General features: G+C 60.5%; 21 protein-coding genes, 2 pseudogenes and 1 riboswitch. Of the genes and pseudogenes, 8 read left to right on the forward strand and 15 right to left on the reverse strand.

The window, feature by feature from the left end; genetic code table 11:
* Nucleotides 1–369: 369 nt before the first annotated feature.
* The 3 genes from AB0O97_RS17690 to AB0O97_RS17700 form a co-directional block, all read right to left on the reverse strand.
* Nucleotides 370–1,095, reverse strand: a complete 726-nt coding sequence (locus tag AB0O97_RS17690; protein ID WP_363884426.1) for a M23 family metallopeptidase — start codon at nucleotides 1,093–1,095, stop codon at nucleotides 370–372.
* Nucleotides 1,096–1,196: 101 nt separating this feature from the next.
* Nucleotides 1,197–1,396, reverse strand: a riboswitch (cyclic di-AMP (ydaO/yuaA leader).
* Between the two features lie 341 nt (nucleotides 1,397–1,737).
* The gene (locus AB0O97_RS17695) at nucleotides 1,738–1,962 is read right to left on the reverse strand and encodes a hypothetical protein (protein ID WP_363884427.1); all 225 of its coding nucleotides are present in this window, start codon (nucleotides 1,960–1,962) and stop codon (nucleotides 1,738–1,740) included.
* Nucleotides 1,963–2,326: 364 nt separating this feature from the next.
* Nucleotides 2,327–2,716, reverse strand: coding sequence for a heavy metal-responsive transcriptional regulator (locus AB0O97_RS17700; protein WP_363884429.1), 390 nt, complete (start codon nucleotides 2,714–2,716; stop codon nucleotides 2,327–2,329).
* 107 nt (nucleotides 2,717–2,823) lie between these two features.
* On the opposite strand from AB0O97_RS17700, the gene merA reads away from it, so the two are divergent.
* Nucleotides 2,824–4,254 (forward strand): mercury(II) reductase, encoded by a 1,431-nt coding sequence (merA, locus tag AB0O97_RS17705; RefSeq protein ID WP_363884431.1) that lies wholly within the window; start codon nucleotides 2,824–2,826, stop codon nucleotides 4,252–4,254.
* 627 nt (nucleotides 4,255–4,881) lie between these two features.
* On the opposite strand, the gene AB0O97_RS17710 is transcribed toward merA, so the two are convergent.
* Both AB0O97_RS17710 and AB0O97_RS17715 read right to left on the reverse strand, forming a co-directional pair.
* Nucleotides 4,882–7,815: a DEAD/DEAH box helicase family protein gene (locus AB0O97_RS17710; protein ID WP_363884485.1), complete on the reverse strand. Its 2,934-nt coding sequence runs from the start codon at nucleotides 7,813–7,815 to the stop codon at nucleotides 4,882–4,884.
* A 13-nt stretch (nucleotides 7,816–7,828) separates the two neighbouring features.
* The gene (locus AB0O97_RS17715) at nucleotides 7,829–8,005 is read right to left on the reverse strand and encodes a hypothetical protein (RefSeq protein ID WP_363884433.1); all 177 of its coding nucleotides are present in this window, start codon (nucleotides 8,003–8,005) and stop codon (nucleotides 7,829–7,831) included.
* A 1,230-nt stretch (nucleotides 8,006–9,235) separates the two neighbouring features.
* On the opposite strand from AB0O97_RS17715, the gene AB0O97_RS17720 reads away from it, so the two are divergent.
* A complete protein-coding gene (locus tag AB0O97_RS17720) occupies nucleotides 9,236–9,547 on the forward strand; it encodes a hypothetical protein (protein WP_363884435.1) in 312 nt (103 codons plus the stop codon).
* 577 nt (nucleotides 9,548–10,124) lie between these two features.
* Here AB0O97_RS17720 and AB0O97_RS17725 read toward each other — a convergent pair.
* From AB0O97_RS17725 to glyA, 9 genes are all read right to left on the reverse strand, one after another.
* Nucleotides 10,125–11,027, reverse strand: a complete 903-nt coding sequence (locus AB0O97_RS17725) for a hypothetical protein (protein WP_363884436.1) — start codon at nucleotides 11,025–11,027, stop codon at nucleotides 10,125–10,127.
* On the reverse strand, nucleotides 11,024–11,719 hold the full coding sequence (locus AB0O97_RS17730) for a helix-turn-helix transcriptional regulator (protein WP_363884438.1): 696 nt from the start codon (nucleotides 11,717–11,719) through the stop codon (nucleotides 11,024–11,026). Before AB0O97_RS17730 ends, AB0O97_RS17725 begins: the two co-directional genes overlap by 4 nt.
* Nucleotides 11,720–12,041: 322 nt before the next feature.
* On the reverse strand, nucleotides 12,042–12,953 hold the full coding sequence (gene purU / locus AB0O97_RS17735; RefSeq protein ID WP_363884440.1) for a formyltetrahydrofolate deformylase: 912 nt from the start codon (nucleotides 12,951–12,953) through the stop codon (nucleotides 12,042–12,044).
* Between the two features lies 1 nt (nucleotide 12,954).
* Nucleotides 12,955–14,328 (reverse strand): L-serine ammonia-lyase, encoded by a 1,374-nt coding sequence (locus AB0O97_RS17740; RefSeq protein WP_363884442.1) that lies wholly within the window; start codon nucleotides 14,326–14,328, stop codon nucleotides 12,955–12,957.
* The gene (locus AB0O97_RS17745; RefSeq protein WP_363884444.1) at nucleotides 14,319–14,954 is read right to left on the reverse strand and encodes a sarcosine oxidase subunit gamma family protein; all 636 of its coding nucleotides are present in this window, start codon (nucleotides 14,952–14,954) and stop codon (nucleotides 14,319–14,321) included. Before AB0O97_RS17745 ends, AB0O97_RS17740 begins: the two co-directional genes overlap by 10 nt.
* Nucleotides 14,955–14,958: 4 nt before the next feature.
* Nucleotides 14,959–17,913: an FAD-dependent oxidoreductase gene (locus AB0O97_RS17750; RefSeq protein ID WP_363884446.1), complete on the reverse strand. Its 2,955-nt coding sequence runs from the start codon at nucleotides 17,911–17,913 to the stop codon at nucleotides 14,959–14,961.
* Nucleotides 17,914–17,915: 2 nt separating this feature from the next.
* Nucleotides 17,916–18,275 (reverse strand): sarcosine oxidase subunit delta, encoded by a 360-nt coding sequence (locus AB0O97_RS17755; RefSeq protein ID WP_363884448.1) that lies wholly within the window; start codon nucleotides 18,273–18,275, stop codon nucleotides 17,916–17,918.
* 32 nt (nucleotides 18,276–18,307) lie between these two features.
* Nucleotides 18,308–19,528, reverse strand: coding sequence for a sarcosine oxidase subunit beta family protein (locus tag AB0O97_RS17760; protein ID WP_363884449.1), 1,221 nt, complete (start codon nucleotides 19,526–19,528; stop codon nucleotides 18,308–18,310).
* Entirely contained in the window at nucleotides 19,525–20,850 is a 1,326-nt protein-coding gene (gene glyA / locus AB0O97_RS17765) for a serine hydroxymethyltransferase (RefSeq protein WP_363884451.1), read from the reverse strand. Before glyA ends, AB0O97_RS17760 begins: the two co-directional genes overlap by 4 nt.
* A 270-nt stretch (nucleotides 20,851–21,120) precedes the next feature.
* On the opposite strand from glyA, the gene AB0O97_RS17770 reads away from it, so the two are divergent.
* From AB0O97_RS17770 to AB0O97_RS17795, 6 genes and pseudogenes are all read left to right on the forward strand, one after another.
* Nucleotides 21,121–22,455, forward strand: a complete 1,335-nt coding sequence (locus AB0O97_RS17770) for an MFS transporter (protein WP_363884486.1) — start codon at nucleotides 21,121–21,123, stop codon at nucleotides 22,453–22,455.
* 64 nt (nucleotides 22,456–22,519) lie between these two features.
* Complete coding sequence (locus tag AB0O97_RS17775; RefSeq protein WP_363884453.1) at nucleotides 22,520–23,776, forward strand: aminopeptidase P family protein; 1,257 nt, start codon at nucleotides 22,520–22,522, stop codon at nucleotides 23,774–23,776.
* Between the two features lie 75 nt (nucleotides 23,777–23,851).
* Entirely contained in the window at nucleotides 23,852–24,658 is an 807-nt protein-coding gene (locus AB0O97_RS17780; protein ID WP_363884455.1) for an IclR family transcriptional regulator, read from the forward strand.
* A gap of 61 nt (nucleotides 24,659–24,719) precedes the next feature.
* Nucleotides 24,720–25,375: pseudogene (locus AB0O97_RS17785) on the forward strand (IS5 family transposase); the annotation flags it as partial.
* Nucleotides 25,267–25,500 (forward strand): annotated as a pseudogene (locus AB0O97_RS17790) (hypothetical protein); the annotation flags it as partial. The pseudogenes AB0O97_RS17785 and AB0O97_RS17790, both read left to right, overlap by 109 nt.
* A gap of 75 nt (nucleotides 25,501–25,575) precedes the next feature.
* The gene (locus AB0O97_RS17795; protein WP_363884488.1) at nucleotides 25,576–26,067 is read left to right on the forward strand and encodes an FCD domain-containing protein; all 492 of its coding nucleotides are present in this window, start codon (nucleotides 25,576–25,578) and stop codon (nucleotides 26,065–26,067) included.
* Nucleotides 26,068–26,253: 186 nt separating this feature from the next.
* Here the strand turns inward: AB0O97_RS17795 and AB0O97_RS17800 are convergent, their stop codons facing one another.
* On the reverse strand, nucleotides 26,254–26,640 hold the full coding sequence (locus tag AB0O97_RS17800) for a hypothetical protein (protein ID WP_363884457.1): 387 nt from the start codon (nucleotides 26,638–26,640) through the stop codon (nucleotides 26,254–26,256).
* Between the last annotated feature and the right edge of the window lie 277 nt (nucleotides 26,641–26,917).

Here is a 26,917-nt window from a genome sequence, read left to right on the forward strand (position 1 = left end):
CCGCCCCCAAAGGTGCCCGCCGTGGACCGCGAAAATGCCTGCCGACATGAAAATCATGCAAACACCAACAGCCTCACACCGGCCTAAAAAAGCCCTTGTTCAGCAACGGCACCGCCAGACAACCCGTTCGACACCAACCACCCTGGAGAGCTTCGGCAGCTATCCGCGGGCGGCTTTGTCCAGCCGCCCGCTCCTGTGCCAGGCGTAGTCGACGGGCGCCGATTTCGCAGCGCCTGAACTTCCATGCCTCGAAGTTCCATCACCGGGCAATTGGGCGCCGCGACACCTGAGGAGAACCCCGAACCCATAATGGCCGCCGGGCAGCGTACGCTCAAAGCCACGCGCCCGGCCGCAATCCATGATGAAGTCCTAGATGAACGGTGTAGGGTCCACCGTCTGTCCATCAACTACGACCTCAAAGTGCAGGTGGCATCCCGTGGAATTGCCCGTCGTGCCGACTCCAGCTATCGGGGCGCCGCCATTGACCTCCTGCCCAACACTGACCCCAATGGAGTCCAAATGGTTGTAGGTGGTCTTGATCCCACCACCGTGGTCGATAACGATTCGATTTCCGCCACCATACGGGCTCCACCCAGCTTCCGTCACGGTACCTGAGCCTGACGCAAATACTGAGGTGCCGCACGCGCCAGCAAAGTCGATCCCTGTGTGCAGTTCCCCTCCCGCCCCAGTCAGCGGATTGACCCGATACCCAAATGGTGAGGTGACCGTCAGCTCAGCCAACGGAGGGCGAAGCCCTGAGGACGGCTGCGCGGGCGTTGGCACAGCTGCTGGCGCCTCTTCTGGCGCCAGTGTGGGAATTGGCGCCTCTTGGGCAGCCGCCGGGTGCAGGGCGCTCGGCGGCGTTGCTGCCTGGGCTGGCTTGCTGGACACCAGTGGCTTAGCGAAGGACACCACGACATCCTGATCCGCCGTTATTTTCGGTTGACCCGAGGACATAGACACGTTGGCGGTCACGGCAGGCGAAAGATGATTGGTCTCAGCGTGGGCGGCAGGAAGGGCAGTCAATGCAATGAAACCTGCTGCTGCGACAGCCATCGTCAATGATTTCTTGCCTGTGAAGGGCTCGATAGTCACGTCAGGGGCCGACGCCCAGTGACGTCCTTTGTTCGACGTGTTGATGAGTCTTGATTTGGTCGCGCGACGGCGGCCATGCTGGCGGTGGGCAGGCATAAATGAGGTCCTCTCAACGCCTACGAAGTTAGCTGTCGGATTCGGGCGAGGTAGGCCCGGCCAGTCCAACGCCCCGCCATATAGGCAGTGGTTTGTTGAGCAGGCTTCACCCCAAGGTGCAACAAGGCACCGGTAGTGGTTCCTCCGTCCCCGTCGCAAAAATGAACGATCGCGGACCGCCGACGGGGTTTGGCGAAGCGGCCCACGAAATACCCGTTAGGGGTATATATTTTTTCAATCCTAACGGACAAGAACCAAAAGTTATAATTTCGTTACACATGAAGTTCGGTGCCCAGGCCACGTCACCTTTCACCACTGGCTGACCGCCGGTCCGACCTCCACATACCCGGGATCAATTCACTTGGACCCGCGGAAACCCAATCCTCTCAATTCCTCGTCTCTGGCAGTCTTCCTCAGGTTGGCAGTTCGGCTCAGGAGATGATCCAGCTTCGGGCCGGCCGGGAATGCTAGTCGGCGGCAAATAGCGGCCAGATACAAGGGCAACTAGGCTCCCGCCCAGGACAGAAAGCCCCACAAATTCATATTTCACAGCCCTCCTGACCCCTCGGCCAGCCAGGCCAAATAACGCAGTTCGTTGAAAATATGCTGCCCCTTTAGGGCAACAGCTGAGATGTCATCAACCATGCCGATGCACCTGTAAAAGTCGTACGCGCGGCACTGGCTAGCCTCAAGGGTAAAATTTGCCCAGAGGCCGGCAAGCATACCGACTCGGTCGCCGCGAATCTCCAGCTCACGTAATTCAACGAACATACCTCGACCCAACGTCTATACGGATGGCGACGGCCTGCCCATTGCCGCCCGGATTTCTTCCATTGAGCCAGATCGCCGATTCCCACAGTAAGCCGAACCTCATCAGCGCGTCCTTGCGCGCCGCAATTCAGAATCTGTGAATGTCGGTTCGGTGCGGTGGTTCATTGATGGTTCGGTTTGGCGGTTCTTGTTGCAACCGGGGCCGCAGAGTCGCGACTTGTCAGCCCATCAGAGTCACGGCATGGTCGGACAGGTGTTCGGCCCCGCTGAGGTGCCAGGCCAACGGGCAACCTTGGAGCCAACCAGACCCTCGACCAGACGCACGGGGCCATGGGCACCCGCGACCACCGAGGTGGGATGTTGATCAGAGGTAGCGGCAGACCTGGTCAGCGGAGCAGGAATCCGGCTCCAGTTTGCTCGCCTTTACATGGAGCTGGGAAATAGTTTCCCTGAGGGCCAGAAGCTCGGCGATCTGAGCATCGAGTTCGCCGAGGCGCGCCCCCAGCAGGCCCTGGACGTGTGAGCACGGCGTCTGGCCGCCCTCACGGATCTTCAGAATCTGCCCGATCTGGGCGAGGGTGAGCCCGGCGGCCTGGCCACGGTGGATGAACCCGACCAGCCCCACGGCATCCTCGGCGTAGTCCCGATAGCCGGAGGCCAGGCGTTCGGCCGGGGGAAGCAGCCCCGACTCTTCATAGAACCGCAGTGTCTTGGTCGTGGTCCCGGTCGCTTCCGCAAGTTGTCCGATCCTCATATTCGACGATTCCCTTTCAATGGCGACCACACTTGACATTCCACTGTACTGGAAGGTTCATGATGGTGCCTAGGATCTTTTGAACCACAGGGAAGAAGGCGTCTGGAATGACAAACGAAGAATTCGACTTGGCGATTATTGGTTCCGGCGGCGGCGCTTTTGCGGCCGCAATCCGGGCCACCGGATTGGGCAAGCGCGTCGTGATGGTGGAACGCGGCACCGTAGGCGGGACATGCGTGAACACCGGGTGCGTGCCTTCGAAGGCGCTACTGGCCGCCGCGGAGGCACGCCACCTGGCGTTGGATTCGGCCCGTTTCCCCGGGGTGGCGGCCTCGGCGGGTCCGGTGGACATGCCGGCCCTGATCCAGGGCAAGGCCGCCCTGGTGGAGTCTATGCGGACGGAGAAGTACGTCGACCTGGCTGCGGATTACGGCTGGGCCATGATCGAGGGGGACGCGTCGTTCACCGGGACCCAGGACGCACCGCTGCTCCGGGTCGCCTCCCCAGATGGTGCCGTGCGAATGATCGAGGCCGGGCACTACCTCGTGGCCGCCGGGGCCGCGCCCTGGGTTCCCCCCGTTCCCGGGCTGGCCGAGGCCGGGTACCTGACCTCGACGACGGCGATGGAACTGGCGGAAGTGCCCGAATCATTGCTAGTCCTAGGCGGGGGCTATGTTGCCCTGGAAATGGCGCAGCTTTTCTCCCGGTTGGGCTCCCGGGTGACCATGCTGGTCCGTTCCCGGCTGGCCTCGCAGGAGGAACCGGAGGCAGCCACGGCGCTGGCCGGGGTGTTTGCCGACGAAGGCATCCGAGTGGTCCGGCGGGCCACCGTTGACAGCGTGGCGAGCGATGAGGCAATCGGAGGAATTCTGGTCTCCGCATCCGTGGCTGGCGGAAAGGAAGTATTCCGGGCTGACCGGCTGCTCGTGGCCACGGGGCGCCATCCCGTGACCGAGGGATTGAACCTTGACTCTGTCGGAGTGGAGTCCGGGGTGTATGGGGAGATCGTTGTCGATTCCCGCCTGGCCACTTCAAATCCGCGCATCTGGGCCGCCGGGGACGTGACCGGCCACCGCGAGTTCGTTTACGTCGCGGCGGCCCACGGCGCCCTGGCCGTAGACAACGCGTTCACCGACGCCTTGGCCGAGGTCGACTACCGGCACCTGCCGCGGGTCACCTTCACCAGTCCAGCCCTCGGGTCGGTCGGAATGACGGAGCAGGAAGCCGTCGCTGCCGGGATCCGCTGCGAGTGCCGGGTCCTGCCCTTGGAATACGTGCCGCGAGCCGTGGTCAACCGCGACACCCGCGGCTTCATCAAGGTTGTCGCCGAGCGCGACACCGGACGCATCCTGGGCATCTCCGCGGTGGCCAAGGATGCCGGGGAAATCGCCGCCGCCGGCGTCTACATCCTCGAAGCGGGAATGACCACCGCGCAAGTCGTCGCCGCGTGGAGCCCCTACCTGACGATGGCCGAAGGCCTCAGGATCGCTTGTAAGGCCTTCACCACCGATGTCTCGATGCTGTCCTGCTGCGCCTGAGCCGCAACGCTCGAGTACGTCCAAGACTTCGGCTATTCCCAAGCCCCATTCGTGGTCAGCGACCACCACCACTGGTCAGGATTCAACCCCACCGAGATTGAACGGCTCCGGCTCGCCATTCAATATTCACCCCCAACCGGAGATCCAGTACCGCATGAAAACCACATGCGACACTCCCCTGCGCCACTGCCATACGTCCAACTTTTCCCTACTCACCACCGCAGCCAGATCCCATCGCCAAGCCCGCACCCACAGCAAATTCACCCCCACCCTTCCATGCTGCAGCCGCAACCAAAGAATCCTTACACGCCTGGCATCCAAGGTCCTGGCCGTCGGTTTGCAGCACGACGCCCGTACACGTCATTGAAGCCCATTACTCCCATGAACTGGCATGGAAACTACAACTTGCGGCCAGTGCGGAACTCGCTGGCGCAATTCTCATCGCGCGCCTCGGCAAATCAACCCATTCGTCTCACCGCACCACGGCCAGCCCGCCTCGTCTTCGACCCAGTGCTAATCAGGGACCGATTGACGATTTGTGTGCATCAGCCCGACCAGCAACCTTCAAGGACGAACGAAACGGTCTTCGGCTGCCTCAGCACAACTCAAAGAGGTCGAACCCTGATGTCAGGGCGAACACAGCACTCGAAGACGGACGCCATACTGCTGTGACGTCGACCATGCCGACGATAAGAGTGCGTGTGTTGTCACTGCGTACCCTGGCGGCGATTTTTTTGCGAGCGCCTTTGCCAGTCTTTTTAGAGAGAGGCTCGCTCCCAGGACCAGCCAAATCTCTCTTTCAGCACCATGGTTCTGCACCACCCTGTTAATCCGGTTCCAATACTCCTCACCACTATTCGATGCCGTCCCGGCCCTGTGTCGGGTCGTTGCCCCATGAATCCCGTCCGTCCAAGGATTGGTCCAACTAGTTGTAGACGGGCTCTCCACGTTGCCAATCGCGAGGTACTTCATGTTCTTTACCGCCTGCGAAACCACTTCGTGGAGCGCTGATGCTGACACGTGAGACTTTTTGAACTGGGTTTTTCCCTTGGCATGAACGAAGATGACCTTTGAATCAGAGAAGCCAACAAAGTCAGCGATCTCGGTCCCCATATCAGTGCAAAGGATCGTCGACCCGGCGCCCAGCGCGTTGGGAAGGAGAGCCTGATCGATGATGCCGAAGACTGAGGCAGGGTCCCATTTGCCGTTTATCACGGTGCCCTTTTCGCCTGTCGACGCCTCTAGCCTGCTGTGTCCTGACACGATCGATAACAGGCCGTGACCTGCGTCGCGTTCCGTGGGTTCAAGGGACCAGAAGTTACCGTTCGAGTAGACGACGCCACTCTTGTCGGCAACTTTGAGGCCACGGGACCGTTGCACCTCATCCCAAAACGAAGCCTTTCTTCCGTGTTTGGATCGATAGGGAACCTCGAAGTCAGACTCCAAGTCGAAGCGTTTTTCTATCTCCGACCATGTAACCCGTGTTTTCATCGTCACGCCAGCAATAGTGGCGACGAAAGAACGATCACTCCCAACCGTCCCGCCCCATTTCTCCACCGTCAGTGGTGGTCCGTTGCTATCTATCGGTTCGAAGGAGTCTGGGTCAACGTCGATCATCACGTACGTAGGCTGGGATACGCCGGACGGGGCCGCCGGAGAAGAATATCGCCCTATGACACGCGACGGCGAGTTATTGGCGTCAAGATCCTGGCCGATCTCGGAGAACCAAGCTAGCACGTCGGCCAGCTTGCCCTCAGTCGGTCTTTGGTCCCGAACCCGCGCATTCTTTACCCCTGCGTAGCGGGTAACGTTATCGGGGCCTACCTTAATTGACCCCTTGGCGGTCGAGTAACCGAAGGTGCCTACGCCGACTTCAGGGGCGATGAGGCGAAGATCGTCGGCAGAGATGGAACGACCCCGCACACTCCATGGACCCAAGTCGTTGTTGACGAGAGTGACTGTAGAAATCCGAGCCGAGTCGGGTAAGAGACTAACGAGGGACTGTGCCGGGATAGGGTTTGTACTGTCCTGGACAGACCGGGGTACTGACGAACCAGAGTCAGCCACAAAGAGTCTACTACCGTCCCAGTGAACGAGCGCGTAGCCGAGAGACATCTCTACGAATGCCCCAGCGAGTAGGAGCGGTGAGTTCTCTACGGACAAATAGATCAGGACCCGGGTTGCTCTATCAGGCGCTGTGACGCTCAGGACCTGCTGGTCCTTTTCAATATGGTCAGCAGTGACCTCGTCCATTATCTGGTCGAGGTTGGGCGTCCGAGCGAGGTGGCGCACAGAGGCGTTGAGCCGAAAACGGAGGTGCTTCCACGCATCATCGGCACTCAAATCCACTTGCTCGCGAAACAGCCTATCCCAGTAGATCGATTTGGGCTGGGCGGCTAGGAGGGCTTCAATACCGGCAGGATCTGTGGCAACTTTATGAGGAGCCTCACCATCATCATAGCGTCGGTACCGATCCCAAGCGTCTTCCATCTCGCCGTCAAGGGCAAGCACATGTGCACTCGCATTACCTTGGCCGGAGCCCATTCGAAGTACGCGGCCGATCTGTTGGATTCGCGCCCGATCGTTGCCGAACCCCTCGTAGATCGCGAGAATGTTCAGTTTCGGTTGGTCAAAGCCCTCAGTAAGCTTGTGTTGGTGAACCCAGAATCGAATGTCCTCCGGTCGCTCGGACGGCGGCGGAACGCGCTTTAAGAGTCCTTCGTCCGCGACCTTCGCATCGAACGTCTCGTGGAAACCATACACGATGTGTCCTTGAGCTCGGAGTGCATGAACCATCGCCTCCACCGAGGCTTTGCTGGTGCAGCGAACGACCACCCTAGTCGACGCGGGTACACGCAAAATTTCGATCTTTGCACACAGCACTCTCGCAAAGTCAACCTCGTTGGTAACTGATTCAAGGATGTGGAATTTGGGTTCACGAAGGATTGCATCCTCCACGGCTTTGGCGTGGCTGTAGCGAAACTGGCAGTTCGAATCAAGCACGAAACGCTTGTTGTCATTGCGAAATGGAGTAGCGGTCATTAAACACGTGGGGAGTCCCGTCGCCCGCACGGCGACAGACCAGGTCGGAGCAGGCTCATAGTGACACTCGTCGACGATGACGCAGGAGAAAGCAATGAAGATTTCGGCCATCTTCGACGGGCTACCGCCTTGGGCCTTAAATATCTGAACGACCATCGCCATGGTCGTGACGTAGACCGTCGGCTCTGGATTGTCTACACGCACCTTATTCATAAAGTCTGCGGCACTCTTAACTAATTCCACGGGTGCCAATGACGCTGGGCGCCCTACCCCGAGATGAACCCATACCTTGGTGTCAATGTCCTCTCGCAGTTGTGCAGCCAATCCCTTCCACGGTGCGATTACGAGGACGCTCTTACGCGCATTACTCCGTTCATCAGCAAGAAGACTGGCAATGACAGCCGATTTGCCTGTCCCTGTTGGCATAGAAACGATCGCTGCCTTGTCGTTGGACTTGCGTCCGAGATACTCGCGGAATACCAGGACGGCTTCCTGTTGGTGCGTCCACAAACGACTCATCCACTGCGGATCACTATTCAATGCGGGTGCCTTGCTTGGTCGACATATGAGCAAAGTCTATGGGTGTAGTACGTTGCATTTGAGTATCGATCAGCCGCGCCGCAATTTTGTCTCTTTGTCGGCCATTGTTTGCGGCTGTTTGCCCTGTCCCTGCTTCATCGCTCACTAACGGCACAGAAAACAGCGCCACGTCGCCCGCCTATCCGGAGCTTGCAGGTTTGATTGCATTCTCACCGATCCCCTGACAGTCAGTACCCACCGCTGCCTTACTACGCTGAAGGCGCTACGAATATTCTGCTATTTGGAACCAGACTCTGCACGTCGATTTACTACTGAATAACCATGAATTAAGTAACCATCCAGAACCCATGGAGGCCATCACGGACAAGCAGGAGCTGCCGGCCCTTACTACACCGCCCCCGGTAGTGGAGTGGCCCACGCCCACCGAGATCTGCCCGAACTGCAGATTCCACTGCAGACCCTTTACCAGTGGAGGTCACGTAGAGTTGGGCCGCACGCCTATGTGATCGGCAAGCATCTGTGAGTTACCCGGACAGACTTCGACGCCTGGCTCTCCTTCGGATCCGATCCGTGACACTCGAGACTGAGGCGTTGTGACATCAGCAGAAAACCTCTTCCTCTCGGAGCATGGGGAACAATCCATACAATCCGCACGTCAGCAAGAAGTTGGCTGGCTGAAACCCGGTACAGAGACAGGACGGAAAACTCCGCAGGATGGAAGCCCGCGGAGCTTCCGCCGCCGATGCCCGGCGCTCCTTGCAGAAAAAGCTCGTCGGGCGGAAAACACCACGAAATGGGTTAGCGACACCCCTGAACAAAATTGACTAGCTCATTGAAGTATTTCTTGTTGAGTTGGAAAGTTCTGATAGGGCATCCCGAACGAAAAACAAGTATTCCTACTGCACAAAAAAGTACATAGCCCCAGCGATCGGATCTATCCGTATTGGAGAAGCAACTTCTGGCGTGATCGATCACTTCATTCGCAAAGTCGTCGAGGACGTGGGACCCTCAACCGCAAGGAGCTGCGGAGCTGTATTGTCGTGGATGTTCAAGGTAGAGCAGCGCCATGATGCCGTCACCGTCAACCTGGTCATCGGTGTTTCAATCCCCCTAAACCGGACGACGAAGCCCCAAGCCCTCGATGCTGCCCAATATCAAGACCTGAGGGAAAAGCTAGTCACATGGGAACAGGCCCCAGCACTCGGAAGTGCCCGATTACAAGAACTTCATGAAATCGCGGATTTCCTCATCCACACGGGGCTCCGCCCAGGCGAGCTTTTCGCTCTCCGCTGGGACGACGTCGATATGAAAGCGACTCCACCAACAGTTTTTGTCAACGCAACGGTCATCCGTACAAGCACGGGCGGCGTACGGATCCAGGATCATCCAAAGTCTCGTCATGGTGTACGTCTGCCAAGGGCCAGATTTTCTTATAAGGCAACTCCAGATCCGACTCGAACGGCAGGAGAGAAGTGCATTCCCAAATCTGCTTGGACTTGTGTTTCTCTCGTCCACGGGAACCATCTGCGATCCAAACAACATCGGCAAGACGTGGCGCAAGGCGTCCGACGCTTTTGAATATGACTGGGTCACCTTCAAGACTCTCAGGAAATCAAGCGCAACGCTGATTGCAAGAAAACTGGGAGCCGAGGCCGCCGCCTACCAGCTTGGACATTCCAAAGCCTCCATGCCCCAAGAGCACTACATCTAAGAGCATCAAGCAGCATTGGACACGAAGGAATTCATGGATGCATCCAGCCCAAAAACCCCTATTGAAGAGCCGCCGTCGACGAATAAAAAGGATGATAAGTGATGAAAATGGAAGCCCATTGTGGAGAGTTTGTGGCGTGTTAAGTTGAAAATGGCCCCTTTCGGGGCCATTCCTACAACCAAAATCCCTGTAAATCCGGGCTTTTTGGGCCCCCTATCAGATTCGAACTGATGACCCCCGCTGTCGTCTCGATCGTTAATTTCGACTTGCCAATGGTCGTTCCTGGCCTTTGTTGGTTCGAAAGGCGCGCAACAATGGATGGTACTGAAGAGTCGGCAATTATCGCCCAATTTAATGAGTTTCTAATGAGTCGGTTACATTCATCCACTGTTTCAGACCAATGCATAACCATCCCAAAATATTCGATGCCGCATCGTTGACTTCTGGGCAAAGATCCCATGCAAGCCAGCCAATGACTTCAGCATCACATGTGTCCCATCAGTGTTTTGGACACGCTTGGCCATGTACCGCATGACTCGCCTACGGGCAGAGCCGGACATGCACAAGTCCGGCCTGCCTAGCTACTTTCGATCTTTTGGAATCTGGCGGAGAATGCGGCCAGCCAAGTGTCCACGTCAGCGAGCAAATCCTGCTCTTGAAAGCGTGTGGCCAAGCTGTCGACCATATGCTCACGGACAAGCGTGGCGTTCTGTGCGGAGTACATGGCTATGAGGTGACTTGCTCCCTCGTTGACGACGTTGCGGATCTCGGCGTGCGCTCGTGCATGGAACATCATAGTCTCGGCAACTTCAGCGCCGTCGGTGACCATCATCAGCAGGGCGATATCCCCGGAGTCCTTCGGTCGTAGCCTGTCCGGACGCCGATCCGCCTCAGCCAGCCGTTCGTGGACTTTATGGGCCTTGGCAATCAGGAGCGCCGCGGGACCTGCCACATAGGCTTTGGCGGAAATTGTGGGCTCTGCGTCAATCGTGGATATTTCTGTGAGGACTCGGTCGTGGACTGCCAGTTCCAACCCGTAGGCCCGGGTCGTTGCCTTCTCCTGTCCGGCAATCCTTGCTGTTCGGCCCTTCTTGCCGGCATATCCTTCGGGCACCAGAAGATCCACGGTGGTGCGTTGTTCCCACGGCAGTCCCCGTTCGCTGGAATACCCGTAGATCCCTGGACGTTCCTCGCGTGCAGGCTCCAAGCCAATTGACGCCATGAGATCTAGTATTTTGGGGTCTTCCGCGACAAAGACCGGATCGATGACAAGATCTCCGTCCCGCGTCGATTCCATGTCAATGGGTCCCCACTTCTTTTGGACCCAAACATGAACCGCATGCGCACCGACAATAGTTAGCGCCTCTGCATACGGACCCAACGCAATAATGGTCGTGATCAGCAGCCGTCTCGAGCGTTCAGCCCCATACCGGGCATCTTCCATACGAGGCTGGCGTGGAATCCCTGAATTATCGTTCATGCTGCTTGGGCAAACGCTGGCAGGAAACTGAGCGCAACATCAGCCTGGCGCCCCGGAGAAGCCAGCGCGTCAAGCATCCCCCACCCCGCACTCACCATGGCTGTCCCCTCCACCTTGCGCATGAACCGGCGCGCGCTCTCCGTCGACGGCAAGACCACAACACTTGCCCTGGCAGAAGGCGACATTGCCGGCAAATCCACTAGCTTTCCAGGATTATCCACATACACGACGGGAGTGAAGGAACTGGTCTGGGAAACGTCACCGGAGACAGCCTCCAATGACGAAACAACAGGATTCGCCCCCTGTCTCTCAAGCTGCTGAACGAACTCTGCGAGAGAGCTTTCAAGGGAAAAGAATCGCGCACCGGGCCTCTTTGCAACAGGAGCCAGATTCGCAGTCTGAGCCAGTTTCCCAAGAAGCCGCCGCCTCTCTGCACCAGTAGCATTTTGGATACGGTCCAAGGCCACCGCAAACGGCAAATCGCTGCCCGAGTCAGACAGAGTTTCCGTCAGCTGAAAACCAGCTCCTGAAGCGATCCGCTGCAACATCGCATACGTCGGCTCAACCAACCCCGACTCAATCCTGGTAATCGTTGAAGCAGGCAAGCCAATAAGCTCGGCAAATGCCGTCTTACTGAGCTGCCGCCTAAGGCGCATTCGAGTAACGATAGACGCCGCCGTGGAAGTAACCATACGACCAAGACTATGACCGACCTTGCATATATGCAAGGGGCTTCAATGCGAGTCACATAGCACGTTCGCCTCATGGGGCGGGTGCCTCATTGCACGAAACCTTCAGATGGATCTCGAAGGTGCCCGATTGAAACATGCCCTTAAAGTTAGTACCTGCGTATGAATGCAGATAAGAGAGCTTGTTCATTGGACGTCGACAGCCAGTGGTCAACTCCGATCACTGTCTGCCCGAACCAAGATGATTTCCCCCGACAAAGGGCATTGGTGAGGCCCCACAGCAGCTGGCAACGGCGTACTGGGGGCCACCACCAGCTGCTCAGCACTAACGCAACACGATGGTCCGGTTGCCTTGGAGGACCACTCGCCCCTCGCAATGCCAGCGGACAGCATTGCTCAGCGCCTTGCATTCGGTGTCCCGTCCGGCCGCTACCAAGTCCTCCGGCCCAAAGGTGTGATCCACCTCGATGACTTGCTGGGAGATGATGGGCCCCTCATCCAGCTCGCTGTTGACGTAGTGGGCCGTGGCCCCGACAGTCTTGACCCCGCGAGCATACGCCTGGTGATACGGTTTGGCGCCCTTGAAGCTGGGCAGAAATGAATGGTGAATGTTGATGGCCCGCCCGCCCAGCTTTCGAATCAGCCCATCGCTAAGCACCTGCATGTAGCGGGCCAACACCACGAGCTCGACGTCGAACTCATCCACCAGCTCCAGCAGCCGGGCTTCCGCCGCGGGCTTCGTGGCTGCGGCGACGGGGACGTGGAAGAACGGGATCCCGTGCCATTCGGCCAGCCGTTGATGGTCCGGATGGTTGGAGACGACTGCCACCACCTCCACAGGCAGCTCACCGGTTCGGGCGCGGAACAGCAGGTCGTTCAGGCAGTGTTCAAACTTGGACACCATGATCAGCACACGCCGCTTTTCCCGGTGCGGGCGCAGTTCCCACCGCATGCTGTGCCGGACGGCCAACGGCTCAAAGTCAGTATGAAGGAGGGCCAACGCTTCTGCCCCGTCCGGGGCGCTGAAATGCAGGCGCATGAAGAAGTGCCCGTCCGGCTCGTCCAATTCCGCGGCCGCCTGCTGGTGCAGGCGGTCACTGAACTGGCGGTTGTCGATGATGTCGGCGCCGTGCCTGAGCAGGGCGCCCGATATCTGGTGGACCAGCCCAGGACTGTCAGGGCAATCCAGGGTCAGCACATATTGGGCGGTCCCGGCCGGTGCAGAATAGGTGCTCATCTCAGCACTCAATCACATTGACGGCGAGGCCCCCGCGGGACGTTTCCTTGTACTTGCTCATCATGTCCGCACCAGTTTCCCTCATCGTCTTGATGGCCTTGTCCAGCGACACCTTTTGGCTACCGTCCCCGTGCAGGGCCAGCCGCGCCGCGTTGATAGCCTTGACACTGGCGATCGCATTGCGTTCGATGCACGGGATCTGCACCAGCCCGCCCACGGGATCGCAGGTCAGACCAAGGTTGTGCTCTATGCCAATTTCAGCAGCGTTCTCAGTCTGGACGGGTGTGCCGCCCAGCACCTCGCACAAGGCGCCTGCGGCCATCGAACATGCCGAACCGACCTCCCCCTGGCAGCCCACTTCGGCGCCGGAGATCGAGGCGTTGAGTTTGAAGAGCATGCCGATCGCCGCCGCCGTCAACAGGAACCGCACGACGCCGTCGTCGTCGGCACCGGGAACAAACTTCATGTAGTAGTGCAGCACGGCCGGGATGATGCCGGCCGCCCCATTGGTGGGGGCAGTGACAATACGCCCACCCGCCGCGTTTTCCTCGTTCACGGCCAACGCGAAGAGGTTCACCCATTCCATGGCCCGCAACGGATCATCTGCATCCTCGGGCGCCTGCAGCGTGCGGAAAAGCCCTGGCGCCCGGCGGGTGACCTTCAGCCCGCCGGGCAGGATGCCTTCGGCGGCACAGCCGTTGTCCACGCACGCCTGCATGACAGCCCAGATGTTTAGCAGTTTTGCCCGGAGTTCCTCCTTCGTGTGCCACACCATTTCATTGGCGAGCATGACCTCGGAAATGCTCATGCCCTGCCTTGCGCAGATGGCCAGCAGCTCGTCAGCGGTGCTGAACGCGTGGGGCAGGACAGTTTCGTCCATGACCACCCGGTCCGCCCCCACCGCCTGCTCGTCCACTACAAAGCCGCCGCCCACGGAGTAGTAGGTGCGCTCGCGAACCACCTCCCCGGCGTGGTCCACGGCACGGAAGGTCATGCCGTTGGGGTGAGCCGGCAACGACTTGCGACGGTGCAGCACCACGTCCTTGTCGTAGTTGAAGTCGACACGGTGCTGCCCCGCGAGCATCAGTTGCGCATCCAGAGCCGCTGCGGCCACCTGGTCGTCAGCCGTGGCGGTGTTCACTGTCTCAGGGTCATGCCCCTGCAGCCCCAGCACCACGGCCTTGTCGGAGCCGTGGCCGCGGCCCGTGGCGCCGAGGGAACCGAACAGTTCGGCCTCAACGCGGACGACGCCGAACAGCTCGCCGTCGCGCTCGAGTCCTTCAGCAAAGCGCTTGGCCGCGCGCATCGGGCCCACGGTGTGGGAGGAGGAGGGCCCGATGCCCACGGAAAACAGGTCCAGGACACTTAGCGCCACGGTGCGCCCCCCGAGGCGAATTCCCGCATGCCGTCCAGGAACCAGCGGCCCAGGTAGTCGGCAAAGGACGACCTGGGGAAGATCAAGAACGAGTCGTCCCCGGTCTTCCACAAAATGGTCGGAATCTTGGTGATTTCCGTGGTGATGGCGGTTCCGGTTGCGAAGGATCGTGGGTGCAGGTCCGCCGCGCAGCTCTTTTCAAGCACGGCTCGGGCGCTGGGCCCGGACAGCTCGAAGGTGGTGCGGTTGCTGGAGAGCTCTATGGCCTGCCCGGCGCCGTCACCCAAGGCAGCCACCAGGGACGCGGCCAGTGTGCCGGGCACGCCCTCTTCCAGACCTACCACCAGGAACTCGTCCGGAGCCAACCACAACGTGCTGATGCCGGCCCCGCCGTTGCCGGAAGGAGCGGTGGTGACTTGGCCTGCCGTGGCAGGCAACCCCCCGGTTACGGCCCCCATCCGCTGGCCGGCATCTGAAAGCGGATCAACACGGAGGCCGACCATGACCTGGAAGGGGACTTCGCGCAGGGACACCCCGCGCTCGCCGGCAACGGAACCCGCCTCAAAATCGGCCCAGAGGTGTTCTGCCGGGCTGTGCCGGCGTGCCTGCACGTTCGTGTTGTTCATTGTGTTACCCATCTCGGCGCTTCCCTTCGGCATCAAAAAGTACTGTTTCTCCTACAACAACGTCCACCAGCTCGGATCCCACGGAAGCCACAAGACGTTCACCGATCCGGTTGCGTCCGTTCTTGATCAGGGCCAGGCCGAAGGACCTGCCCAGAGCGGCGCTGTGGTAGCTAGAACTGACAAAACCCTGCATGGGCACGGGCCCGTAGGCCGGGTTGACGGCGATGCCGGCTTCCACCAGCTGGGTGCCTTCCGGCAGTCGGATGGAACCGTCCACCGGCAGCACGCTGACCATGTGCTTGCGACTTTCGCTGTTGGCATCGGCACGCAGGTAGGAGCGCTTGCCGATGAAGTCCTTGGCCTTGGACACCACCCACTCCATGCCTGCGTCGTGCGGGGTGACCGTGCCGTCGGTGTCCTGACCGACGATCGGGTAGCCCTTTTCAGCGCGCAGCACGTGCATGGTTTCGGTGCCGTACGGGGTGATGTTGAACTCCGCACCGGCCTCCGTCACGTCCTCCCACGTTCCCAGCCCGTACCAGGACGGGACGTTGATCTCGTAGGCGAGCTCACCGGAGAAGGAAATCCGGCAGATCCTGGCCGGAACACCTGAGGCGAGCGTCGTTTCGCGGAACGCCATGAACGGGAAAGCTTCGGTTGACAGGTCCAGCTCCGGTGACAATTTCGCCAACACAGCCCGTGATTTGGGACCGACGACGGCAATGGTGCTCCATTGTTCTGTCACCGAGGTGCAGGTGACGTCCAGCTCCGGCCACTCAGTCTGCAACCATTCCTCCAGCCAGTCCAGCACCTTGGCGGCGCCGCCGGTGGTGGTGGTCATGAAGAACCGGTCGTCATCCAAGCGCAGGGTCACGCCGTCGTCGAAGATCATCCCGTCTTGGGTGCACATGACGCCATAACGGGCCAAGCCCGGGGCCAGTTTCTTGAACGCGTTGGTGTAGATCCGGTTCAGGAACTCCCCGGCGTCCTTGCCGCGAATCTCAATCTTGCCCAGCGTGCTGGCGTCCATGTAACCGACCGAGTCGCGTGTTGCGGCGCATTCGCGCAGCACAGCCGCGTCCATGTCCTCACCCGGCAGCGGGTAGAACCACGGTCGTTTCCACTGCCCGACGTCCTCAAAAAGCGCGCCGCGGGCTTCGTGCCACGGGTGGATGGAAGTGCGGCGGGCCGCGTCAAAAAGTACCCCGCGCTGCCGCCCGGCCAAGGCCACAAACGGCACCGGGGTGAACGGGGCACGGTAAGTGGTGGTGCCGATCGCGCCAATGTCGGGGTCAACCACGGTCCCCTGCTGGCGGAACGCTGCAGCAATCACGCCGATAGCGTTGACCCCGGAGGTCTTTCCTTGGTCGTTGGCGGTGCTGATGGAGGTGTAGCGCTTGATGTGCTCGACGCTGCGCAGCCCGGCGCCGGTGGAACGCCACACATCGGCGACGCTCTGGTCACGCTGGAAGTCCACAAAGTGGTGATGCCAGTCCGACGCCGTTCCTTCTGTGCCGCCGACCAGCCACAAGGCGCGGGTGGGGGCTGAGGGCTGGGCCGGGCGGGCGGGGCGGGCTGCCGCGGCGGTGGCGGTGGCGGCGGCAACCGTCTCGGCCGTGGCAAAGCCAGCGTTGACGGCGGCAACCGCCCCGGCCGTGGCCCCTTCAGCGACACAATCCGACAGGCTGTAGCTGCCCCGGCCGGCGCCGACAACCTGTTGATTCCTCACCACATTGGAGGGAACAAAGCCCACCAGGTCCGCATCCCAGCTCACCTTGCCCTGGGCCTGGCTGTGCAAATGCACCACGGGGCTCCAGCCGCCGGATACAGCCAACAGATCGGCGGCAATTTGCTCGACCTCGCCAACGGGGGAGCCATCCGCGTCGATGCCGGATACCAGGACCGATTCCAGCACTGACGCGCCGGTGGTGTTGACCACGGCACTGCCGTTGATGACCCGCACGTCCTCGCCGGCGGCCGCAGACTGGGCCAGTGCAGACAGCTGTGGACGGGCGTCCACGACGGCGGCGACCTCAATCCCGACAGCGAGCAGGTCCGCGGCGAGCTGGTAGGCGCTGTCGTTGGTGGTGGCAATGACGACCCGGGACCCGGCCGCTACACCATAGCGGTTTAGATAACTACGGGCAGCAGAGGCCAGCATGATGCCGGGGCGGTCATTGTTTTCAAAGACGATGGGGCGTTCGTGGGCTCCGGTGGCCAGCACGAGCTGCCGGGCACGGACGTGCCACACCCTCTGGCGCGACACGCCGTCAGCCGGTGCCGCTGCGAGGTGGTCGGAGCGGTTCTCCACGGCCAGCAGGAAATTACTGTCGTAGGAGCCGAATGCTGTAGTGCGGTGCAGCACGGTGCATTCCGGGGCTGCTGCCAACTCTTCGGTGATGCCGGCCACCCAGTCCAGTGCGGGCGTGCCATCCACGAGCTCGTCGCGGCCCGAGAGCAACGCCCCGCCGAGTTCGGGCTGATCATCGATGAGGATGACACGGGCACCGGTGCGGGCCGCTTCACGGGCTGCGGCCAAGCCTGCGGGTCCACCGCCCACAACCAGCACATCCGTGTGGACGTACTTCTTGTCATACTCGGCCATGTCTTCGGTGGGGTCCAGTCTGCCCAGCCCTGAAAGAAGCTCCACCTCAAGCCCGTCAACGAGGGAAACGGCGGTAGCCGGCAGCATGGATTCGGCGGCGTGGCCCGGGAACCGGCCGGCGACCTTGATCAGCGCGTTGGATTCTTCCACACCGCATGACAGGATGCCGCGGGGACGGTCCTCGTACAGGGAGTTGCCGGCGGCCAAGCGGCCATTGGCAATCAAGGCCGACGCCACGGTGTCGCCAGGATGGCCGACGTAGGGGACACCGTCCACGGTGAAGTTCAGGGCGGCGCTGCGGTCGATCCTGCCGCCGCGTGCGAGCCGATTTGGCTGCGGGTTCTGCGGTGTCATGACTACACGCCTTCCGATGATGTGAGAGTGCCGGCCTCAGCAGGTGCCAAGGGCTGGGATTGGGTTTTTGCCGCCGCCGGAGCGATCAGGTCTTCCGGAGCCTGCTCACCCACCCCGTAAACGGCATGGATTTCGTAGCTGACGGTGTCGCGGACCATGTTGAACCATTTGCGGCATCCGGCGGTGTGCACCCAGCGCTCCGCGAACAGACCCTTGGGGTTCTCCCGGTAGAACAGGTATTCGGCCCATTCGCGGTCCGACAGTTCGTTCGGCTGTGCCGGATAAGCCACATGGGCCTGCCCGCCGTAGTGAAATTCGGTTTCGTTGCGCGGCCCACAATTGGGGCATGAAAACAACAACATTATGTGCTCCTGATCTTTCCTAAGAGGGCCGGTTAGTGGGCTACGGCTGCGGCGCCATGCTCGTCGATAAGGGCGCCGCTTTCAAAGCGTTCCAAGGCAAACGGCTTGTTCAGCGCATGCGGGGCGCCGGTGGCGATGGTGTGCGCGAAGGTAAGCCCTGCTGCGGGGGTGCCCTTGAAACCGCCCGTCCCCCAGCCGCAGTTCACAAACATGTTCTCCACCGGGCTCAGACCCACGATGGGAGAGGCGTCCATGGTGGTGTCCACAATTCCGCCCCAGGTGCGCAGCACATGAGCCCTGGCAAAGATCGGGAAAAGCTCGACGGCGGCCGCCATCTGTTCCTCGATCACATGGAAGGAGCCGCGCTGGCCATAACCGTTGTAGGAGTCGACGCCGGCTCCCATCACCAGTTCGCCCTTGTGGGCCTGGGAGACATAGACGTGCACGTGGTTGGACATGACCACCGTGGGGTGAACCGGTTCGTGCAATTCGGAGACGAGCGCCTGCAGCGGGTGCGACTGGATGGGAAGCTTGAAACCGGCCATTTCGGCCAGCACCGAGCTGTGTCCTGCCGCGCAGAGCCCCACCTTTTCGGTGTTGATTGTGCCTCGGGTGGTCTGCACGCCGGTGACTTTGTTGCCGTTCTTGAGGAAGCCGGTGACCTCGCAGTTTTGGATGATGTCCACACCCAGCTCGTCGCATTTGCGGGCGAACGCCCACGCCACGTGGTCGTGCTTGGCGATGCCGGCACGCGGCTGGTAGGTGGCACCCATGACGGGGTAGCGGATGTTGTCGTTGATGTTCAGGATGGGGCAGAGTTCCTTCACCTGCTTAGGATCCAGCCATTCGGCGTCGACGCCGTTGAGCTGGTTGGCTCCGACTCGGCGCATGCTTTCGCGTACATCGCCCAGGGTGTGGGCCAGGTTCATGACTCCGCGCTGGCTGAACAGGAAATCGTATTCAAGTTCCTCCGGCAGGATTTCCCACAGTTTCAGGGAGTGCTCATAGATGGCCGCACTTTCGTCCCACAGGTAGTTGGACCGGATGATGGTGGTGTTGCGGGCCATGTTGCCGCCGGCCAGCCAGCCCTTTTCCAGGATGGCAATGTTGGTCATGCCATGGTTCTTGGCCAGAAAGTAGGCTGTGGCCAGGCCGTGGCCGCCACCGCCAACGATGACAGCGTCGTATGACTTTTTGGGGTCCGGGTTCCGCCACAGGAATTCCGGGTGCTCAGGAAGGTGGTCTGCGCTCACTGTGGGACTCCGTTCGGGGTGGTTCCGGCGTTGTTGGTAGCTTTACCGTCGAATAGGTGGGGGTAGAGCGGGAATTTTTCGGCAAGGATGGTGACGCGGTCGCGCAGCAGCACGGCGGACTCTTCACTGAGCTCGCCCTTGATGGCCTCGGCGATGATGTCGGCAACCTCGGTGAATTCTGCCGGACCAAAGCCGCGGGTGGCCAGGGCAGGGGTGCCGATGCGCAGGCCGGAGGAGACCATGGGCGGGCGGGGGTCAAAGGGGACGGCGTTGCGGTTGACGGTGATGCCGATCCGGTGCAGTCTGTCCTCACCCTGCTGTCCGTCCAGTTCGGAGTTGCGCAGGTCCACCAGGACCAGGTGCACGTCGGTGCCACCGCCCACCACGGAGATTCCATACTCGGCAACATCGGGAGCGAGCAGGCGCTCGGCGAGAATTTTAGCGCCCTCCAGAGTGCGTGCCTGGCGGTTCTTGAAGGTCTCGGAGGCGGCGATTTTGAAGGACACTGCCTTTGCGGCGATCACATGTTCCAGCGGCCCGCCCTGCTGGCCCGGGAACACTGCGGAGTTGATCTTCCGTGCCAGCGATTCCTTGCTGAGGATGACACCCCCACGCGGTCCGCCCAGGGTCTTGTGCGTTGTGGTGGTGACGACGTCGGCGTGCGGCACCGGGTTCGGGTGCAGGCCGGCGGCCACGAGCCCGGCAAAGTGGGCCATGTCCACCATCAGGTAGGCGCCCACCAGATCCGCAATGCGGCGGAACTCGGCAAAGTCGAGCTGGCGTGTGTAGGCTGACCAGCCAGCCACGATCAACTTGGGCCGGTGCTCCAGCGCCAGCGCCTCAACTTCGGCCATGTCCACACGCATGTCATCTTGACGCACATGGTACGGGACGACGTTGTAGAGCTTGCCGGAGAAGTTGATGCGCATCCCATGGGTTAGGTGCCCGCCGTGGGCCAGGTCCAGCCCCATGATGGTGTCGCCCGGATCCAGCAGGGCGAACATGGCGGCGGCATTGGCCTGCGCCCCGGAGTGCGGCTGGACATTGGCGGCCTCGGCACCAAAGAGGGCCTTGACCCTGTCGATGGCCAGCTGCTCAATGACGTCAACGTGCTCGCAGCCTCCGTAGTACCGCTTGCCCGGGAGACCCTCGGCATATTTATTGGTCAGCACAGAGCCTTGGGCTTCCATAACTGCGACGGGGGCAAAGTTTTCGGAGGCGATCATCTCCAGCGTCGATTGCTGGCGCAGCAGCTCGTCCGTGATGGCAGCGGCAACTTCTGCGTCGGCGCCTGCCAAGGTGTCGTCAAGGGTGAACGTCATCGTTGTTCCTTCGTAATGTCGTTTTGATGCAACTGAGTTGCGGTGAGTGCAACACTAGGGGCGAATGTGACGTACGTCAATAGTGCGAGGCGCAACTTTTTGATTTTCTAAGCGGACGAAAAGTCTTTGAAGATATTGACCAATAAGCCTTGACGGTGACGCGCACCACACATAATCTGGTGCAACAGCGTTGCGTTGGATGCAACCCCAAACTCTTTGGTGGATCAAATGACAAATCAGCAACCCACAAGCTCCGGCAGGGCGGCAACGATGCCGAATCTTGCCGAGCAGACGACCTTGAGCGGCCAGCCCTACCCTGAGAATTGCAACCAGGTATCTAAAAGCACCTTGCGCCGAGTGGTTGGCGCCAGCTTTATCGGTAATTTTGTTGAGTGGTTCGACTACGCCGTGTACGGCTACTTGGCAGTCACCATATCCCATGTGTTCTTCCCCGAAGCAGACAAGCAGACCGCTCTGCTGCTGACGTTCGGCTTGTTCGCCATCTCATTCTTTGTCCGTCCCATCGGCGGCTTCATCTGGGGGCATATCGGGGACAAGGTGGGGCGAAAGAACGCCTTGTCCCTCTCGATCCTGATCATGTCTGCGGCTACCTTCGGCATCGCATTGATCCCCGACTACAACATCATCGGTATTTGGGCGCCGATCCTGCTGCTGATCGTCCGGGTTGTCCAGGGATTCTCGGCCGCAGGTGAATACGCCGGCGCCTCCGCGTTTCTGGTGGAATATGCCCCGGCAAACAGGCGCGGCCTCTACGCGGCCGTCGTGCCGGCCAGCACAGCCACCGGGCTGCTCCTTGGCTCGTTGATCGCACTGCTGCTCTCGGTTTCGCTCGCGCCAGAACAACTTAACTCCTGGGGCTGGCGCCTGCCGTTTCTGCTTGCTGCCCCGATGGGCCTGATCGGTCGCTACATCCGTGTCAAGCTCGAGGACACCCCGGCATTTCTGGCCCTGGAAATGGAGGACGAAGCCATCAAGGCACCAGTCATGTCCATGTTCCGGGAACAATGGCGTCCGCTGCTGATCGCGGTCGGCGCCGTCGTCCTGAACGCTGTGGGCTTCTATGTGGTGCTTAGCTACATGCCCACCTACCTCAGCGAGGTTGTTGGACTGGATGCTTCCCTTTCATTCATCGCCACCACTGTCGCCCTCGCCACTTACATTGGCTTCATCTTCCTGACCGGCTTGGCCTCGGACAGGTTCGGCCGCAAGCGGGTCCTCATCACGGCCTCGATACTCTTCGTAGTCCTGACCGTGCCCGCGTTCATGCTTCTGGGCACTGGAAATTTCCTGGTGATCATCCTGGTCCAGATTCTGCTGGGCGCCATGCTGACACTCAACGACGGAACACTGCCCAGCTTCCTCGCCGAACTGTTCCCGACCAAGGTCCGCTACAGCGGATTTGCCGTGAGTTTCAATCTCACCAACGCCCTCTTCGGCGGCACCGCACTCTTCGTCTCAACACTGCTGATCAACGTAAGCGGCTCCGACCTGGCCCCAGGCTGGTACCTGATGGCAGCCGCCGTGGTATCCCTGATTGCGGTGTCCCTTGCCAAGGAAACGTCCAAGGCCCCCCTGAAACACTAGCTTTCCCAATCCTCTCCGATCCTTCCCCACAAATGTAAACAAACGCTATCAACAAGGAGTCACCATGAGCATCACCACCCCAGAAGTCACCACGTCCGTCACCGAACTGGAGCGCCTGAAGGTTCTGCACAACGGCCAAAAAGTGCAGCTGACGTTCTCAGACGTTGAAATGGAGCGGCGCCTTGCGGGGCTTCGCAGGATCATGGCAGCCAAGGACCTGGACGCCGTCGTCCTGACCAGCTACCACGGCATCAAGTACTACTCCGACTTCCTGTTCACCTCCTTTGGCCGTTCCTACGCCATGGTGGTGACTGCAAGCGACACCGTCACCGTCACCGCGAACATCGACGCCGGTATGCCGTGGCGCCGCGGTTACGGAGAGAACGTCGTCTACACGGACTGGCGCCGGGACAACTACATCTTCGCCATCCAGGAATCCCTGCGCACCCGCGGCATCAAGGTCCGCCGCCTCGGCGTGGAGGACGACTCGCTGCCGCTGGACAACCGCAACAAGATCCAGGCAGCTTTCGACGGCGCGACCTTGGTTGACGTGGCGCAGGACGCCATGCGCCAGCGCATGATCAAGTCGGAGGAGGAAATCGCTGTCATCAAGCACGGCGCCCGCATCGGCGACCTCGGCGGCGAAGCCATCCGCAACGCGATTCGTCCCGGCATCACCGAATACGAGGTGGCCCTGATCGGCACCGAGGCGATGGTGCACGAAATTGCCCGCACCTTCCCCAACTCGGAAATCCGCGACACCTGGGTGTGGTTCCAGTCCGGCATCAACACCGACGGTGCCCACAACTGGGCCACCACGCGCAAGCTGGCCGAGCACGACATCCTCTCGCTGAACTGCTTCCCCATGACCAGCGGCTACTACACGGCACTGGAACGCACCTTGTTCCTCGGCGAGCCTGATGCCCGCTCGCTGGAATTGTGGAACGTCAACGTTGAGGTCCACCGCCGCGGGCTGGAACTGATCAAGCCCGGCGCCGTCTGCAAGGACATCGCCGCCGAGCTCAACGAGATCTACGTGGATCGCGGGCTCCTTGCCAACCGTACCTTCGGCTACGGCCACTCCTTCGGCGTCCTCTCCCACTACTACGGACGAGAAGCCGGACTGGAACTGCGTGAAGACATCGACACGGTGTTGGAACCAGGCATGGTGGTCTCCATGGAACCGATGATCACCGTCCTGGACGGCCAGCCAGGTGCCGGCGGCTACCGCGAGCACGACATCCTTGTGGTTGGTGAAAGCGGTGCGGAGAACATCACCAAGTTCCCGTTCGGCCCGGAGCACAACATCATCAACGCCTAACACCCATCTGCGGCGCCACGAAACCCGTGGCGCCGCAGCCGCAGGTGTCCACAACATGAGCACAATTAGGGAAAGATGGTGGCCATGACGACTACAGCCAACTCAAGCGACGGCGCCAGCGCCTCCCCCGACGCCCGCGGCACTTCTGTGATCGTGAATGCCATTGCCGTCCTGCGCTGCTTTTCCGCCGAAGAGCCGTTGTTGGGCGTCACCGAGATTGCCCTGCGGGTGGGCATGCACAAGAGCACGGTGTCGCGGATCCTGACCACTTTGGAACAGGAAGACCTTGTGGAGCGTGATTCAAGCTCGCGCCGTTACAAACTGGGGCTGGGCCTGATCGCGGTGGCCGGGCCTCTCTTGGCCGAACTCGAAGAAAGGCGCGTGGCCTATCCGCTGCTGCACCGCCTGACCGAACTGACCACCGAAACCAGTGCGCTCATGGTGTGGAACGGCCGCGAATCCATGTGCGTGGAACAAATCGCCAGCCCCCAGCAGGTCAAGCACACCACCCCGCTGGGCGCCCGCTACCATGAAGCCATGAGCGCCTCCGTGCAGGTCTTCCTCGCCGTAGAGCCGGAGGAACGGGTCCGGGCGCTGATCCTAGACGGCACCATCTCCTACGCTGGCGTGGACGAGGCCAGCTTGGAAGCGTACCTGCTCCGACTCAAGGATGCCGCGGCACGCGGCTATGCGACCAACTACGGTGAATCTTCATTGGACGAGGTTGGTGTTGCCGCACCGGTCCGCGACCACCGAGGCAACTTGGTGGCGGCGGTGCTTATCCCCGCGCCCCGGTTCCGTGTCTCCCCGGAGCGGCTTCAAACCTTGGGTGAGGCTTGTACCCAGACGGCCCAGCAGATCACCGACCGGCTCGGCGGCTAGGACGTGTCTCCCAAATAGGTTGGTCGTTGGTTGATTAACTTGGAGGGTATCGCGTTTTCTAGTTTTTACAGATGACCAATGGGACCGTGTTGAGCCGTTGTTGCCTAGTTCTGAGGGCCAGCGCGGGCGCCCGTTCCGCAATCACCAGGACAAACCTTCCCCGCAGCACAGGGGGATCCACCGAATTACAAGAAACTCTGGACCGAGCCTGAGGATCATGCCGTGGGTGGTTCCCGGGGCGGGCTAAGCACAAAAATTCACCACGCCTGTGACGGCAAGGGCAGACCGCTGGCGTTCGTCCTCGGGCCGGGCCAAGGCTCTGATTCGCGCATGTTCACACACGTCATGGACGCCATCAGCGTCCCACGCCCAGGCGGTGGCCGCGCCAGAACACGCCCCGATGCGGTCATGGGCGATAAGGCCTACTCATCCCGGGCCAACCGAACCTTGCTCCGGGACAAGAAAATCAAGGCCATCATCCCGGAACCACGAGACCAAATTGCCAACCGCAAACGCAAAGGTGCCAACGGCGGCCGGCTCGTGAACTTCGATAGCGAAGCCTACAAAGGCCGCTCCGTCGTCGAGCAATCCCTCAGCCTGTTCAAACAATGGCGCAGCATCGCCACACGCAACGACAAACTCGCCATCACCTACCGAGCCGGCATAGCCCTCTACGCAACCCTGATCTGGCTACGCCAACAAGGAAACACGCCCTAGCCGACCAGGCCGCCGAACTCCTACACGGACGTATCCGTTCCGGCGAGTGGCCTTTGCGTGCGAAACTATCCGGCGAAACAACCCTAGGTCCCCAGCTTGGCGTCGGACGTTCAACTGTCCGGAAAGCGATCGGCCAACTGGTCGGTAAAGGCGTCCTGCAGACCAGGCAAGGCGTCGGGGTATTTGCTACGGCCTTGGATGTGAATGATGACTGGGAAGTCGTGCTTCGACGCGCCAACATCATTTCAGCGACCGAAGCCCGTATAGCGATCGAATCCGAAGCAGCCTCACTCGGAGCAAAACGAAGAACCCCTCAGGACCTCCTCACCATCCATCGCGCCCTCGAGCAACGGGCTCGTCGTACGGAGTCCAAGGAAGAGTATGTCGATGCCGATATGCAGTTCCATCGTGCCGTGGTCGCTGCATCCAACAACACTGTTTTACTTGAGCTCTTCGATAGCTTCGTTCCTCGGCTACGGCAATCCATGGTCGAGGTGCTTCGCCTAAGCGCGCCACTCGATAGCGAAACTGACCACGGTGCCCATCTTGCGCTTGTCGAAGCCATTGCCACGCAAGACAGCACCAGTGCCGCTGAATCCAGCCACGCCCACCTCGAATCACTCAAGGCAGCTCTCACAGTTCACCAAGTTGGATCCGATACAGCGTTGATAAGTCCAGCTCCATGCCATTGAGAGGAGACCGGGGCAAGCGGACCGTATGCCGGGAGGGTATGCGGGACAGCTAGTCGGCACAGTGTTGACATCGTTAAGGGCGCGAGTGCGAATGGTGGATTTAGAGGCCCGGTCCTTCGGATATGAAGTAGGGATAGTAAACCGAGGTGTACCCGCCACCACGAGAATGTCAGCCAGCATGGGGTACTAGGGTCGTTGGTCACTGTCCATTAGGTCGTTGACCAGATCAGCGGCAGCCACCAGGTCGAGTCCCGGGTGTAGCTCACGTAGGGCCTTGGTTGCCGCTATCCGATTGTCGGTGGATTCGACAGCCGCCTGCACGTCACCGGCTGGTATCTCACCTGTTGTGGGGACTCGTTTCGTGAGCCACCTACCCAGATGGCGTCGTCGTGCAATTGCCGCCCCGCCGCTGGACAGAATCGCCACTAACCAAACGCAAAAAAACACCCAATCCCAACCGGACGGATCTGTGGCAACACGACTGACAATGCTGATGCCGACAGCGATTAACACGATGCTAAGAACCAGTGGCTCCCATCGTTCGATCCGCTGATACCAAGTTGTCGTCTTCATGGCTGCAAGTCTGCCACTTCCCTGTCATACTCGAAAAATGGGGCCCTGTCTCTCGAAAGGTCTGCGGATGGTGCCACTACGCTCAATACAGTGGATTTAGTGCTTCGCAAAAATGGTGTTCCGCAAGGGAACCTTGAACGGGACACCATATGGTTATCGAGGGATGCTCAACGTGTCATCAGCGATTGCCACGGGAGCGAATTAGTTCGACTAGGGACGTCCCTCATAGCGGTGCAGGTCCCGGGAGTGTGCGGGGCTATCTGGCGCGGTTGACTGG

The sequence above is a fragment of the Specibacter sp. NPDC078692 genome (genome assembly GCF_040686835.1).
In the GTDB taxonomy this organism is placed as follows: domain Bacteria; phylum Actinomycetota; class Actinomycetes; order Actinomycetales; family Micrococcaceae; genus Specibacter.